Here is a 13,864-nt window from a genome sequence, read left to right as displayed (position 1 = left end):
GCTGAGAAGGGTGAGGAGTAAAAAACTCGGGCTGCTCCCTCCCCTGCGAAGGGGAGGGTTGGGGTGGGGTATTAAGGTCAGAATCCAAAAATTAAAGTTAGCTTTGTCAAAGTGTTAGTCCTTAAAACCCCCTCCCGGCCTCCCCCTTCGCAGGGGGAGGAGTAAGCACTTTCCTCATTTCCCCCCAATGGAATCTTACACTCATGAAAATCGCTCTCGTCACCGGCGCCAGTCGCGGCATCGGCCGTGCAACGGCTCTCCTTCTTGCGCAGCAGGGTTACGCCGTCGGTGTGAATTACGTGAATAACGAAACCGCAGCGCAATCTGTCATCAATGAAATCCATCAGTCCGGTGGCAAAGCCATCGCGCTGAAGGCTGATATTGCCGATGAAGCGCAGGTTGTCGCGATGTTCAAACAGCTGAGCAACGAACTCGGCCCGATCACCGCGCTGGTGAATAATGCCGGGATTTTGTTCCAGCAGACCACCATTGAAAATCTCTCTGCTGCACGTATCAACAAAGTGCTGTCTACTAACGTAACCGGGTATTTCCTGTGCTGCCGTGAGGCGGTGAAAATCATGTCACACCGGCATGGCGGAAAAGGCGGGGCGATTGTGAATGTGTCCTCGGCGGCTTCCCGTTTAGGTGCGCCGGGTGAATATGTCGATTACGCGGCATCGAAAGGTGCGGTGGATACCCTGACAACCGGTCTGGCGCTGGAAGTGGCGGCGTACGGTATCCGCGTTAACTGTGTGCGTCCGGGTCTGATCTACACCGACATGCACGCCAGCGGCGGTGAGCCGGGACGCGTCGATCGCGTGAAAGCCAATCTGCCGATGCAGCGCGGCGGTCAGCCGGAAGAAGTCGCACAGGCGATTGCCTGGTTGCTGTCGGATTCCGCCTCTTACGCCACCGGCAGCTTTCTCGATCTGGCTGGCGGCAGATAGTCAGCGTAAATCATTGATAGCGGGGTTCGCTCCCCGTTCACTCCCCCAAAACGGTCAAATCCACACAACCGGTCATTAACGGTCATTAAATTGCACGAGGAATTGTGACCGTTTGCAAATCTGTTGCTGTTCTGTTGCAACGCAAATGACGATTTAATGCCGTTCCCACCACAGATCCAAACTTTAACATTTCATATTTTCTCACCTTTTCGTGACAACTATCACAGGACGATTGTGGCAAAAAATGCGCACAGTCGCCTTTGAGGCACTGCGCATTCCATAAACATCCGGCTGCGTATCCTATTTGACATCGGGAAAGAGGAATCACCACATGCTGCCAGTAGAGCGACATCGATATATCACCGAAATTCTCAGCCAGCGCGGACGCATTCTTGTTCAGGAAGTGGCGCAGTTATGCCGCATCTCGCTGGAAACCGCGCGGCGGGATCTGGCGCTGCTGGAAAAGCGTGGCGTGCTGTTACGCAGCCATGGCGGCGCGGTGTTTAAAGAACATTCGGCGGCAGAAAAAACCTATGTGCCGTCGCAGATTGAACAGGGTGAATCCTTTCGTGACCGCAGCAATCAGTCGCCGGACAGCAAAACGCGTATCGCCAAACGGGCGTTACAGCTGATCAATCCCGGCGATTGCCTGCTGCTCGACAGCAGTTCCAGCAGCTGGTTTCTGGCGCGCCAGTTGCCTGACATTCAGCTGGTGGTGCTGACCAACTCGGTGCACATCATCCAGACGCTGGCGGTGAAAGCTAACGTGCGGGTGATCGGACTGGGCGGTGAATACTCGGCGAAATACGAAGATTTTGTCGGTGTGCTGGCCGAACAAATGCTGAAAGAGTTCGTCATCAACAAACTGTTTTTCTCCTGTCACGGCATCAGCCACGAAGGCGGTATCCGTGAAAGTAACGAGCATCACGCACGGCTGAAACAGCAAATGCTGCTTTCCTCCGAGCACAAAATTTTGCTGGCTGACTCCAGCAAATTCGGCCGCCGCTCTTTTGCGCGGATCTGCCACTACCGGGAAATCGACACACTGATAACAGACCATCTGGAGGATGAAGAATTCCGCCAGGAACTGGCCTGGAGCAACGTTAACGTGATTGAAGTTTCTCCGTCACCCCTACAGAAAAAAACTAAAAACAGCCGCAACGGCCCGTTAGCTGCGGCACATAACTGACCTCCCAGGAGAGTAAACATGATCAAGAAATCCGTTCTTGCCTGCCTGTTCGCCACAGCCATGTTGTCCCTGTCTGCGCACGCCGCCGACAAAATTCGCATGGGCGTGGTGGTGAAAGTCGGCGGTAACGCCTGGTTCAACGCGATGGAAGCCGGGATCAAAAGCGAAGCGGCCAAACGCGGGATCGACGCGTGGCAGGTCGGGCCGACCAGTGCGGATCCGGCGTTGCAGGTGCGTGCGATTGAAGATCTGATCGCCCAGAAAGTAGATGTGATCGGCGTGGTGCCCAACGATGCCCGCGTGCTGGAGCCGGTACTGAAACGCGCTCACGACGCCGGGATAAAAGTCATCGTGCATGAATCGCCGGATCAGAAATATGCCGACTGGGATTTCGAAATGGTCGATGCCACGCAGCACGGCATTAATCACATGATCGCGCTGGCGCAGTGTATGAAAGAGAAAGGCGATTACGCGGTATACGTCGGAAGTCTTACCGTCCCACTCCATCAGAAATGGGCCGATGCCGCCATCAATTACCAGAAAGAACATTATCCGGATATGCATCTGGTCGGCGACAAATTTGGTGTCGGCGAATCCCTTGATGACAGCATCCGTACTACCAATGACCTGATGTCCAAAGACGCCAACCTGAAAGGCATTCTGGCGATCGGTTCACAAGGCCCGATTGGCGCAGGCCGCGCGGTGCTTAACCGTGGCAAAACTGACGACATCTGTGTGTTCGGGCCATTCAGTCCGGGTCAGGGCGCCAGTCTGGTGAAAGCCGGGGCCATCAAAGGCGGCTTTATCTGGAACCCGATGGTCGCGGGTGAAGTCTTTGTGCGCATCGCCGAGAAGCTGGAGAAAGGCGAAAAAATCACTGACGGCATGACCATTGAAGGCATGGGCAAAGTGAAAGTCGATGAAGCAACGCACACCATTCTGGGCAACGAAACCGAAAGCCTGGACAAAGCGAACCTGCCGAAACTGGTCAAAATGGGGCTGTAATCATGGCAATCTCCGAGATCATTCAAACAGAGAACGCGCCGCTGATTGATGTGCAAAACCTGTCGGTGACGTTTGGCGGGCAGCGTGCGCTCAACGACATTTCCCTGCGGCTGATGCAGGGCGAAGTTCACTGCCTGGCGGGTACCAACGGCTGCGGGAAAAGTACGTTGATCAAAGTGATCTCGGGGGTTTATCAGCCGGACAACGGTTGCCAGATCACGCTCAGCTCGCCGTCGCAGGGCAGCCAGAGTTTCAGCAAACTCTCTCCGGATCAGGCACGTCAGTTTGGCGTGCAGGTGATTTATCAGGACTTGTCGCTGTTCCCGAACCTCAGCGTGTTCGAGAACATCGCCTTCGACCACAACCTGCAGGGGCTGATGGGCTGGTATCGCCCGTCGCGCCTGCGGGAAACCGCGCAGCGCATTCTGACTGAACTGAATTACACGCTGGATCTCGACAGCAAAGTCTCGGCGCTGCCGATTGCCCAGCGCCAGCAGGTGGCGATTTGCCGTGCACTGGTCGCCGATGCGCGGTTAGTGATTATGGATGAGCCGACGGCCTCGCTGACCCGCACCGAAGTGAATCAGTTGCTGCGCACCGTGCATTATCTGAAAAGCAAAGGCATCAGCGTGGTGTTCGTCAGCCATCGCCTCGATGAAGTGCTGGAGATTTCAGACAGCGTCACGGTGATCCGTGACGGCAAAAAGGTCGGCACATTCCCGGCCTCTGAAGTCAGCAGCGAACGCCTGACCGAACTGATGACCGGCCTGAAACTCGATTACCGCCTGAAAGCCGCCAACATGAATGACGAACGCATCATGCTGGAAACCGACAAACTCAGCCGCGCAGGCCAGTATCACGACGTCAGTTTCAAACTGCATGCCGGAGAAGTGCTCGGTTTATGCGGTCTGCTCGGTTCCGGCCGCACCGAACTGGCACTCAGTCTGTTCGGCATGACCAAACCCGACAGCGGCAAAATCTACCTCGACAGCAAACCGGTGCGTTTTCGCAGCCATGAAGACGCGATCAAATCCGGCGTCGGTTATGTGTCGGAAGATCGCCTGACGCTCGGCCTGATCCAGCAACAATCGGTGGGCGACAACACCGTGCTGGCGATCATGGATCAGCTGCGCAGCCGTTTTCATCTGATCGACGAATACCGCAAAAACAAGATCATCCAGCAGTGGATCGAAAAACTCGGCGTCAAAGTCGCCAGTCCCGAACAGGCGATTTCCACCCTTTCCGGTGGCAATCAGCAAAAGATCGTCCTCGCGAAATGGGTGCTGACACAGCCGAAAATCCTGATCCTCGATTCGCCAACGGTCGGCGTCGATGTCGGCGCGAAAGCCAGCATTTATCAGTTGATCCACCAACTGGCGGAAGAGGGGATTTCCATCCTGCTGATTTCCGACGAAGTGCCGGAAGTCTATTTCAACTGTGACCGCGTGCTGCATTTCAGTGAAGGCACGGTGGTTGGCGAATATCTGCCGGGCGCGATTACCCAGCAACAACTTGCGGAGGCGGTCAATGCTTAAGCTCAGCCGGTTACGCCCGTCCAGCAACGAAGGTTATTTAGCCTGGGTATTGCTGGTGGTGATCGTCACCTTTTCCTTACTCACCAACCAGTTTCTGACTTTACAGAACCTGCTGGATCTGACCGAAAGCTACGCCGTCAGCGGCATCTTTGCCCTCGGTCTGTTCGTGGTGCTGGTCACCGGCGGAATCGATATTTCGTTCGCCGCCGTGGCTTCTGTCGTGCAGTACCTCATCGCCACGCTGGCGATTCACTACGGCCTGAGCAGCCCGACCGGCAGCATTTTACTGGCGGTCGCCATCGGCACGGTGCTCGGGATGATCAACGCGATTCTGATCTACTGCCTGCGCATCGTGTCGATCATCGTCACCATCAGTATGCAGTCGCTGCTGTTCGGCATGCTGATGTGGCTGACCAACGGCACCAGTTTGTACGACCTGCCGGACTGGCTGACGACGCCAATCCGTGTGCTGCCGTTCAGCGTCGGCGAGCAGCATTATCAGATTGGATTGCCGGTGGTGGTGATGTTAGTGGTCGCCGGACTGAGCTGGATCCTGCTTAACAAAACCCATCTCGGACGCCAGTTATTTGCGGTCGGCGGTGACCAGGAATCCGCACGCCGTATCGGTATTCGCGTCGGTTTGCTGCATCTTTTTGCCTACGGATATCTCGGCGCGATGGCGGCGATTGGCGGGCTGGTGCAGGTGTATCGCGTCGGTGAAGTGGTGCCGAATGCACTGGTCGGCGGCGAGCTGGATGTACTGGCGGCGGCAGTGCTCGGCGGTGCCAGTCTCAACGGCGGCAAAGGCAGCGTGGTCGGCACCCTGATGGGCGTGTTCCTGATTGGCGTGCTGAAAAACGGCCTCAACCTGATCGGCGTTTCCAGTTACTTCATGAATATCGTCATCGGCGTGGTGATCGTCGCGGCCATCACCGTCACCCATTACAAGAAACGCAAAGAAACCGAAGTCGGCTTCGCCTGAGGAAAACCGCTATGTTCGCAAAAAGCAGAAATGTGAGTCTTAAAGCGAAGCCCGATGCGCGGCCTCGCCTGAAAATCGCTTCCCTGAAAATAGATAGCACGACATTGGGATTATCGCTGTTATTGCTGGTGGTGATCATCGGTTTCAGCCTGGCGATGCCGGGGCGGTTTTTCAGTGATGCCACCTTTATGAGCGTCGCCTTCCAGTTGCCGGAACTCGGTTTACTGACGCTGGCGATGTTTATCCCGATCCTCAGCGGTGGTCTGAACCTGTGCATTATCGCCACCGCTAACCTGACCAGTTTACTGATGGCATGGGTGTTTCTCACCTGGTTGCCGCCGGATGCCAGCATGGCGATGCAGGCGGTGTGGCTGACGCTGGCGCTGGTTGGCGCAATGATTCTGGCGCTGGTGATTGGCATGCTGACCGGCGCGCTGGTGGCGTATGTCGGCGCCCATCCGATTCTGGTGACGCTGGCGACCATGACCATGGTGAACGGCGTCGGCATCTACCTTTCACGCGGTGCGGCGATCAGCGGTATGCCGGACATCGTGCGCTTTATCGGCGCGGAAACCCTGCTCGGCGTGCCGGTTCCGCTGATTATCTTCCTGCTGACTGCAGCCTTAATCGCGGTGTTTTTAGAACGCACCCGCCTCGGTAAATACATCTACATGAGCGGCAGCAACATCAACGCCACCCATTTCAGCGGCGTGAATACCCACCGCGTGCTGATCGCCATCTACGTGATTTCCAGCATGTTATGCGTGATTGCCGGACTCATCATGATGGCGCGTTTCAACTCGGCGCGCATGGGCTACGGCGACTCGTATCTGCTGCTGACGGTACTGGCCATCATTCTCGGCGGCACCGATCCCAACGGGGGTTTCGGTAAAGTCGCGGGCGTGGTGCTCTCGCTGATTGTCCTGCAGGTGATTTCCACCGGCCTGAATCTGATGAACGTCAGCCCGCATTTCAGCCTGGCGATGTGGGGCGCGGTACTGATTGTGGTGCTGGCGCTGAAATTCTTCCGCAGCCGTTATCTGCAAAAAAGGGCGGGGCGAATGAGCGCTGCCAAAGCGCGGGCGGCTCAACCTTAAACAGTTTTTTAAAATTGCCTCTGACTTAGGAAAACATCATGGAATACAAAATTTCTCCGTCGCTGATGTGCATGAGCCTGATCGACATTAAACAGCAACTCGAGGTGCTGAACCGTCGCGCCGACATGCTGCACATCGACATCATGGACGGGCATTACGTCAAAAATATCACGCTGTCGCCGTTCTTTATTGAGCAGATCCGCCCGCATACGCCGCTGGTTCTGGACGTGCATATGATGGTGGAAAACCCGGCTGACTTTATCGAGCCGATAGCCCTTGCCGGTGCCGATTTTATCTGTCCGCACGCCGAAACCATTAACCGCGACGCGTTCCGCATCATCAACCAGATCCGTTCGCTGGGTAAAAAAGTCGGCGTGGTGCTCAACCCCGCGACACCGGTGGAATACATCCAGCACTACATTCATCTGCTGGATAAAATCACCGTGATGACCGTCGATCCGGGCTACGCCGGTCAGCCGTTCATCCCTGAAATGCTGGAGAAAATCGCGCAACTGCGTGATCTCAAACAGCAAAAAGGCTACCGCTATCTGATCGAAATCGACGGGTCCTGCAACCTGCGCACCTATCAGGATCTGATGGGCGCGGGCGCGGAAGTGCTGATCGTCGGCAGTTCCGGCCTGTTCACGCTGGACAACGATCTGGATGTTGCCTGGGACAAAATGCTCGATCAGATGCGTCAGGCGCGTCACGCAGCCTGAGGGCAGGAGAGCCGTATGCCGCACTTTCTTGGAGTGGATGTCGGGGGCACCAATACCCGTTTAATGCTGATGGACAGCCAGCAAAATTTTCGCGGCTACCACAAAACCCCTACCCAAAGCTGGGCGGGGCAGTCCGATCCGTTACAGGGGCTGGAAAACCTGATCACGGCGTATTTGCAGGAACAGGACCCGCATAATCAGGTGGCGCAGGTGATGCTCGGGCTGCCGGGCATATTGTCCCGCGACCGCCAGACCGTGCTGTCGCTGCCGTTTATCTCCGCGCTGGATAATCAGCCGGTAGCGGCGCTGCTCTCGCAACGTTTACACCTGCCGGTGGCGATGGACAAAGACGTTAACCATCTGATGTGGTGGGATTTAATGCAGCACGGCGCATTGCCGGATGTTGCCGTCGGGCTGTATCTCGGCACCGGGCTGGGCAACAGTTTGTGGATCCACGGTGATTTTTACCACGGCGCGCACGGCGGTGCGGGTGAACTCGGCCACATTCCGCTGGCGGGGAATCCGTTGCTTTGTCCGTGCGGCAAAACCGGCTGCGTCGAAACGCTGACGTCCGGCAACTGGCTGACCGGCTGGGCGCGGCAACATGCGCCGCAAACGCCGTTCGCTGACCTGTTTGTACGTCATGCCGGGCATGTGGATTTAACTGAATTTGTGGCACGTCTGGCGCGCACCGTCGCCAGCGAAATGAACATTCTGGATCCCGAATATCTGGTGCTGGGCGGTGGTGTGCTGGCGATGGAAAACTTCCCGCTGGCCGAACTGGAACAGCAGCTACGCAGCCATCTGCGCAGCCCGTATCCGGCGAACGGTCTGACCATTCATTTCAGCGCCGTCACCGACGAGACCGGTTGTCGTGGCGCGTGTCTGGCCGCACAGCGCGTTTTTCCGTCGCAGCCAGCTCTGGCCGCCGGAACATTTTCCTTCAGGAGAGAGGCATGAACAAAGGCAAGGTATGCGTATTTGGGTCTTTCAACCTCGATATCGTCGCAGGCATGGCGCGTTTCCCCAAACCGGGAGAATCCCTGATTGCCCGCAACAGCATGATGGGCGCGGGCGGCAAGGGCGCCAACCAGGCGGTCGCCGCACTGCGTGCCGGTGCGCGGGTGCATTACATCGGTAAAGTTGGTCGCGATGATTTCGGCATGTTTGCCCGCCGCCATCTCGACAGCGCCGGTTTCGACGCCGTCACGTTGTTCTCCACCAGCGAATGCCCGACCGGCAACGCGCTGATTTATGTCGCCGGAGCCGATGCCGAAAACATGATTGCCGTTGATCCGGGCGCCAACCTGACGGTCACCGACGAAGAAGTCGAACAATGCCGTCCGGCCGTCGCCGCCGCTGATATCCTGCTGACGCAGCTCGAAAATAATCTGCCTGCGATTGAAAAACTGATCGGCATCGCGAAGGAAAATGACACCTACATTATCCTCAACCCCGCGCCGTTCCAGCCGGTGTCCGACCATCTGCTGTCGCAGGTCGATTTACTGACGCCGAACGCCACGGAGTGCACGCTGCTGACCGGCATTGAAGTCCGCGATATTCCCTCTGCCCAACGCGCCGCCCACGCGCTGCACGCCAAAGGAATACAGGCGCTGATCATCACACTGGGCACGCAGGGCGCATTGCTTTCAGTCAACGGCGAAACGCAGATTATCCAGGCCTGTCCGGCGACCCCGGTCGACACCACTGGCGCAGGTGACGCCTTCAACGGCGCGCTGGCCTCCCAACTCGCAGCCGGCGCCACACTCTCCGAAGCCGCACAATTCGCATCCGCGTATGCTTCTGTATGTGTGGAAAGAGCAGGCGCGGCGGCATCGATGCCGACGTATGAAGAAGCGCGGGAGAGGATGGGGGTTGTGGTGGTTTGAAGCGGGTTTTCTTTTGCTCCTGCGAAAGCTGCAGGTTTTTCTTTACTCCTCCCCCTGCGAAGGGGGAGGTTGGGAGGGGGTTTTAAGGGCTTATACCTTCTGTCAAAGCACACTTCAACTTTTTGATTTTGCTTTAATACCCCACCCCAACCCTCCCCTTCGCAGGTGAGGGAGTCGACCGGCGTTATTCCTGCGAGACATCTTCCAGATTTCAAAGTAACTCCCTGTAAATCCATCCAGCCCATTTCATTCGAAAAATGGCAGGAATATAGTCGCTTCGCTGCGGCAAAATCCGTAGCCGGACTTGGAACTCCGAACATCTGGAACTGAAAAAACTTGTGTTTTTTCAGGGGCTACGTGCACACTCAATTCGTGGCTTAGGCAGGGCAATCTTAATGGTTGGCCGGTCGCTAGATCCGGAGTTCCAAACCTGCCTGAGTCACACCTTTAGTTTGGAACCTGAAGGCGTGATGAAATTCAAAATCTAGTACTGGAATAATCATCATGACTGACATGAATACCGAAACCACCCATCCCGAAAATTCCCTCACCGTTTTCCGTGCCCTGATTGCCGATTTGGATCTGAGCCATTTCACCGATCCCCAGCTTTACGATCTCGGCGCTGTCGCGTCTGAATCCGCTGAAGGGCTTTGCCAGGGTTTGCTGTGCCTGAGTGAAGGGCTGGAAAATAGCGAACTGTTGCCGCCGGAAGGCGTTTCGCAGGTGAGCGCCTATCTGAAAGCCTCTGCGCATCTGCTTCCGGCACTGTTTGAGTTGTCAGAGAAGGCGGGGATTGCGTTAACGAAAGCGAAAATGGGGGGGTAATCTTTTGCTCATCCCCATGCAAAAGCTGCGGGTTTTTCTTTGCTCCTCCCCCTGCGAAGGGGGAGGCCGGGAGGGGGTTTTAAGGGCTAACTCTTTTCAAAGCACACTTCAACTTTTTGATTTTGCTTTAATACCCCACCCCAACCCTCCCCTTCGCAGGGGAGGGAGTCGACTGCGTTATTCCTGAGAGACATCTTCCAGATTTTATCTTGAACGTTATTACAACTTTATTTTAACCATATATATAACAATTTACTCACACGTCCAAAATCAATGCGGAGGCATTGGCTGGGATCTAATAAAGATATTCTCAATTTAGATAAAGATTTATTATATTAAATTTGATGATGGTTATTATTGCATATAGTTAAGCGAAAGCATTACTGTGTCAGGCGATTGATTTTTAAATTACAAAGAGGTAGTGTTTGTATGGTGAATTTATTATTTCAATAAGGATATTTAAATGGCAATTCCAGCTTGTTTATGGTTGAAAGATGACGGCGGTGCGGAAATCAAAGGGTCTGTGGATGTAAATAATAGAGAAGGTAGTATTGAGGTCACAGGGTTTTCACATAATTTACGATTGCCAACAGACCCTTTAACCGGAAGCATTACAGCAACGCGTAATCATTCTGCGATGATTTTCCAAAAAGAGTTTGATTCATCATCACCTTATTTATATAAAGCGGTTTCAAAAGGCCAAACTTTAAATTCAGCAGAATTTAAATGGTATCATATCAATGATGCAGGGCAAGAAGTTGAGTATTTCAATATATTTATCGAAGGCGTTAAGGTTGTGAGCATTTCCCCGCAGATGCATGATATTAAAGATCCAACCAAAGAAAAGCACAATCATCTTGAAGTTGTTGAACTCCGTTACGAAAAAATAACGTGGAAACATTGCGATGGGAACATCATGTTCACAGACTCATGGAATGAAAGGGCGTAAATTATGTCCAGACACCCTGTAGAAGGTGTAAATCAACATCCTCCTTATGATATATCTGCAATCATCCCCCCAGGCATATCTATGAGTAATCATATGATAACGGCTCGTTTACACAAAGGTCCATCTGCATTAACTTATATATGGTTCTATAATCAGGTCAGGAATCATGGACCCTGGGACTATAAACAGTTGGGTGGAAAATATGAAAATTTCGGGAATTTTCATTACGGGGTTGTAGGAACAGCAGCAGGTATTTCACCTGGTGTTTTATTAAGAGGTGCTGGCGTGGCTCAAAAATTTTCAGGTACAAATGATCCTGAATGGGATTCTTATGAGGGACCAAACTCCCATTGGGATGATCCTAAAGATCAGACATGGATAAGAGCAGGAATTGATTATGCCAAAAGAACGGGTTTTTAGGAAAATATATATTTTCATCGTGTTGGTTATAGCTTTCCTGGGATATTTAATTAAGGTGGTATTAGATTTTTCACCTTATGAACAAACTATTATACGAAAGGAAAGTATAGGCGAGTTTAATACCCTTTATGTGACTGAAGGTAGTGCGGGTGCAACGACCCAAAATACGTATAAATATTATCTTTATCCATCTGTAAAAACAGAGAAAGAGTTTCTGGCGGATGTCAGAGATTATCCTTCTGTTCTTTTTACTTCAGATTCAAATGTCCAAATGCAATTGAAGGGCAGATATCTCTATTTTACAGTTAAAGGAACTATTTATAGTTTTACCAACCAATCTGATTCTGTCTTTATATACCTCAACTCAACCCCATTTTAGTGGGGTTTTATCCGCATGTTACCGTTCAATCTTAAACCCGACCTCTATTTTGTTCAGTAACAATGCTCATATTTCATTCAAATAACCATCACATTCCCGCCATGTAGCTGACACAAATGCAGGACAGGATAGGCACCTTATTTCGCTGACCGGTACCCTGTAATGCGCCGCACGTTGTTCCCTTATCTGATTTTGCTGCCGACGCTGATTTTTCTGTTTTTATTCACCTATTACCCCTTATTTCAGTCAGCGACGGACAGCCTGTTTGACAGTCGTCTGTCGTCAGACGCGCCGCCGTTTGTCGGTCTGCAAAACTATCTGCGCCTGATCCAGGATTCAGTCTTCTGGCGCGCGCTGCTCAATAATCTGGCGTACATCCTGATGACCGTGGTGCCCGGCATTATTCTTGCGCTGCTGCTGGCGGTTGCGCTGTGGGAAAACACCTCGCTGAACCGCTGGCTGCGTACCGCGTTTTTCTTCCCGATGATTATCCCGCTGGTCAGTGCCGCCACCTTGTGGTTGTTCATTTTCATGCCCGGTATGGGGCTGCTGGATTACTACCTGGCGAAAGCATTCGGGCCGATGAATAACAATTATCTCGGTATGAGCAACAGTGCGCTGATTGCACTGAGCGTGATCGGCGTGTGGAAATTCGCCGGTTATTACATGCTGTTTTTCCTCGCCGGATTGCAGTCGATCCCCGCCTCTGCACGCGAAGCGGCATTGATGGAAGGGGCGTCGCGCCCGCAGGTTTTCTTCTATATCACGCTGCCGCTGCTGCGCCCGACCATCAGTTTTGTGGTCACTATCGCGCTGATTTATTCGATTACCCAGATAGATCACGTCGCAGTGATGACACAGGGCGGGCCGAATAACGCCACTACCGTCTTGCTGTATTACATCCAGAGTCTGGCGAATGACACCCATGATTTAGGCAAAGCTTCGGCGGCGACATTCCTGACGCTGGTGTTGCTGTTTGGTTTTTCGATGCTGAATCTGCGTGTGCTGGAAAGAGGAGCTCACTATGAGCGTTGAAACGTCTGAAGCGCCGGTGATGACCGGTAAAAAATTGCGGGCGGGCGTGCGTTCGCCATCGATGTTATTGCGCGGTGCGCGCCGTTCGACACTGCCGGTTTTACTGCTGTGCGCGGCCTTTTTATGGATGGCGCCTTTCCTGTGGATGCTGTCGTCAGCATTCAGTGAAAGCAGTTTTTCGCCGGATATGGCCTCGCTGTTGCCGCGCTTCCCGCTGACGTTGCAAAACTTCCGTGATGCGTGGGACAGCGCCGACTGGCTGCGGCTTTATGCCAATACTATTTTCTTCTCCTTCGGCACCTTTCTGGTTCAGCTGGTGACGATCACCACTGCCGGTTACGTGTTCGCATATCACGAATTTCGCGGCAAACAGACGCTGTTCTACCTGCTGCTGATCCAGCTGATGATCATGCCGGTGATTATGATGGTGCCGAACATGATGATCCTCAAACAGTTCGGGCTGCTCAATACATTGACCGGCGTGATGATGCCGTATTTCGCCTCAGCGTTTGGCGTATTCCTGATGCGTCAGGCGTTTCTCAGCATTCCCCGTGAAATCGAAGAAGCCGCGCTGATGGAGGGCTGCCGCTGGTGGCAGGTGGTGTTCCGCGTGCTGATCCCGATGTCGTGGCCCGCCATCCTCGCCTTTGCCACTGTCAGCATTACCTATCACTGGAATGAATACCTGTGGCCGCTGATGGTGCTTAACGATCCGGACAAACAGGTGCTGACCGTCGGACTGGTGTCTTTCGCGATGGGTGCGGAATCGGGCGGGCAGTGGGGCTTAATTACTGCCGGAACGCTGATGGTGTGCCTGCCGCTGATGCTGGCGTTCATTATTTTTCAGAAACAGTTCCTGAAAAGCTTCGGCTTCTCGGGCATCAAATAAAGGA

15 protein-coding genes are annotated in these 13,864 nt (G+C 53.6%); all 15 read left to right on the top strand.

The annotated features are described in order from the left end of the window. Positions 1-203 precede the first annotated feature (203 nt). The 15 genes from DXU84_RS18770 (at position 204) to DXU84_RS18700 (ending at position 13,860) form a co-directional block, all read left to right on the top strand. Positions 204-947 carry an SDR family oxidoreductase gene (locus DXU84_RS18770; protein ID WP_131638274.1) on the top strand — a complete coding sequence of 248 codons (744 nt, stop codon included), beginning with the start codon at positions 204-206 and terminating at the stop codon, positions 945-947. A gap of 331 nt (positions 948-1,278) precedes the next feature. After that, positions 1,279-2,136: a DeoR/GlpR family DNA-binding transcription regulator gene (locus DXU84_RS18765; protein WP_013576779.1), complete on the top strand. Its 858-nt coding sequence runs from the start codon at positions 1,279-1,281 to the stop codon at positions 2,134-2,136. Between the two features lie 18 nt (positions 2,137-2,154). Then, a complete protein-coding gene (locus DXU84_RS18760; protein ID WP_013576778.1) occupies positions 2,155-3,141 on the top strand; it encodes a substrate-binding domain-containing protein in 987 nt (328 codons plus the stop codon). A gap of 2 nt (positions 3,142-3,143) precedes the next feature. Further along, positions 3,144-4,676: a sugar ABC transporter ATP-binding protein gene (locus DXU84_RS18755; protein WP_013576777.1), complete on the top strand. Its 1,533-nt coding sequence runs from the start codon at positions 3,144-3,146 to the stop codon at positions 4,674-4,676. After that, entirely contained in the window at positions 4,669-5,658 is a 990-nt protein-coding gene (locus DXU84_RS18750) for an ABC transporter permease (RefSeq protein ID WP_112150866.1), read from the top strand. Before DXU84_RS18755 ends, DXU84_RS18750 begins: the two co-directional genes overlap by 8 nt. Positions 5,659-5,669: 11 nt before the next feature. After that, positions 5,670-6,755 (top strand): ABC transporter permease, encoded by a 1,086-nt coding sequence (locus DXU84_RS18745; protein ID WP_112150865.1) that lies wholly within the window; start codon positions 5,670-5,672, stop codon positions 6,753-6,755. Between the two features lie 38 nt (positions 6,756-6,793). Then, the gene (gene alsE, locus DXU84_RS18740) at positions 6,794-7,474 is read left to right on the top strand and encodes a D-allulose 6-phosphate 3-epimerase (RefSeq protein ID WP_131638266.1); all 681 of its coding nucleotides are present in this window, start codon (positions 6,794-6,796) and stop codon (positions 7,472-7,474) included. A gap of 15 nt (positions 7,475-7,489) precedes the next feature. Beyond that, positions 7,490-8,434: an allose kinase gene (gene alsK / locus DXU84_RS18735; protein WP_153376504.1), complete on the top strand. Its 945-nt coding sequence runs from the start codon at positions 7,490-7,492 to the stop codon at positions 8,432-8,434. After that, the gene (gene rbsK / locus DXU84_RS18730; RefSeq protein WP_037036693.1) at positions 8,431-9,363 is read left to right on the top strand and encodes a ribokinase; all 933 of its coding nucleotides are present in this window, start codon (positions 8,431-8,433) and stop codon (positions 9,361-9,363) included. Before alsK ends, rbsK begins: the two co-directional genes overlap by 4 nt. Positions 9,364-9,867: 504 nt before the next feature. Then, the gene (locus tag DXU84_RS18725; protein WP_153376503.1) at positions 9,868-10,188 is read left to right on the top strand and encodes a hypothetical protein; all 321 of its coding nucleotides are present in this window, start codon (positions 9,868-9,870) and stop codon (positions 10,186-10,188) included. Positions 10,189-10,651: 463 nt separating this feature from the next. Next, a complete protein-coding gene (locus DXU84_RS18720) occupies positions 10,652-11,137 on the top strand; it encodes an Hcp family type VI secretion system effector (RefSeq protein WP_153376502.1) in 486 nt (161 codons plus the stop codon). A gap of 81 nt (positions 11,138-11,218) precedes the next feature. Next, positions 11,219-11,557, top strand: a complete 339-nt coding sequence (locus DXU84_RS18715; protein WP_228389026.1) for a polymorphic toxin type 44 domain-containing protein — start codon at positions 11,219-11,221, stop codon at positions 11,555-11,557. Further along, positions 11,535-11,936 carry a hypothetical protein gene (locus tag DXU84_RS18710; RefSeq protein WP_112150859.1) on the top strand — a complete coding sequence of 134 codons (402 nt, stop codon included), beginning with the start codon at positions 11,535-11,537 and terminating at the stop codon, positions 11,934-11,936. The genes DXU84_RS18715 and DXU84_RS18710 overlap by 23 nt, the downstream gene beginning before the upstream one ends. 162 nt (positions 11,937-12,098) lie before the next feature. Then, positions 12,099-12,971: a carbohydrate ABC transporter permease gene (locus DXU84_RS18705; protein ID WP_013576769.1), complete on the top strand. Its 873-nt coding sequence runs from the start codon at positions 12,099-12,101 to the stop codon at positions 12,969-12,971. Next, a complete protein-coding gene (locus tag DXU84_RS18700; protein WP_112150858.1) occupies positions 12,961-13,860 on the top strand; it encodes a carbohydrate ABC transporter permease in 900 nt (299 codons plus the stop codon). The genes DXU84_RS18705 and DXU84_RS18700 overlap by 11 nt, the downstream gene beginning before the upstream one ends. Positions 13,861-13,864 lie beyond the last annotated feature (4 nt).

It is taken from the genome of Rahnella sp. RcJ3, assembly GCF_009498575.1.
Classification (GTDB): Bacteria; Pseudomonadota; Gammaproteobacteria; order Enterobacterales; family Enterobacteriaceae; genus Rahnella; species Rahnella aceris.
This window is presented reverse-complemented; position numbering and strand designations above follow the sequence as displayed.

Excerpts from the sequence above, each read along its gene's own strand:
- DXU84_RS18770 (WP_131638274.1), top strand. The coding sequence starts at position 204 with ATGAAAATCGCTCTCGTCACCGGCGCCAGTCGCGGCATCGGCCGTGCA.
- DXU84_RS18765 (WP_013576779.1), top strand. The coding sequence starts at position 1,279 with ATGCTGCCAGTAGAGCGACATCGATATATCACCGAAATTCTCAGCCAG.
- DXU84_RS18760 (WP_013576778.1), top strand. The coding sequence starts at position 2,155 with ATGATCAAGAAATCCGTTCTTGCCTGCCTGTTCGCCACAGCCATGTTG.
- DXU84_RS18755 (WP_013576777.1), top strand. The coding sequence starts at position 3,144 with ATGGCAATCTCCGAGATCATTCAAACAGAGAACGCGCCGCTGATTGAT.
- DXU84_RS18750 (WP_112150866.1), top strand. The coding sequence starts at position 4,669 with ATGCTTAAGCTCAGCCGGTTACGCCCGTCCAGCAACGAAGGTTATTTA.
- DXU84_RS18745 (WP_112150865.1), top strand. The coding sequence starts at position 5,670 with ATGTTCGCAAAAAGCAGAAATGTGAGTCTTAAAGCGAAGCCCGATGCG.
- alsE (WP_131638266.1), top strand. The coding sequence starts at position 6,794 with ATGGAATACAAAATTTCTCCGTCGCTGATGTGCATGAGCCTGATCGAC.
- alsK (WP_153376504.1), top strand. The coding sequence starts at position 7,490 with ATGCCGCACTTTCTTGGAGTGGATGTCGGGGGCACCAATACCCGTTTA.
- rbsK (WP_037036693.1), top strand. The coding sequence starts at position 8,431 with ATGAACAAAGGCAAGGTATGCGTATTTGGGTCTTTCAACCTCGATATC.
- DXU84_RS18725 (WP_153376503.1), top strand. The coding sequence starts at position 9,868 with ATGACTGACATGAATACCGAAACCACCCATCCCGAAAATTCCCTCACC.
- DXU84_RS18720 (WP_153376502.1), top strand. The coding sequence starts at position 10,652 with ATGGCAATTCCAGCTTGTTTATGGTTGAAAGATGACGGCGGTGCGGAA.
- DXU84_RS18715 (WP_228389026.1), top strand. The coding sequence starts at position 11,219 with ATGAGTAATCATATGATAACGGCTCGTTTACACAAAGGTCCATCTGCA.
- DXU84_RS18710 (WP_112150859.1), top strand. The coding sequence starts at position 11,535 with ATGCCAAAAGAACGGGTTTTTAGGAAAATATATATTTTCATCGTGTTG.
- DXU84_RS18705 (WP_013576769.1), top strand. The coding sequence starts at position 12,099 with ATGCGCCGCACGTTGTTCCCTTATCTGATTTTGCTGCCGACGCTGATT.
- DXU84_RS18700 (WP_112150858.1), top strand. The coding sequence starts at position 12,961 with ATGAGCGTTGAAACGTCTGAAGCGCCGGTGATGACCGGTAAAAAATTG.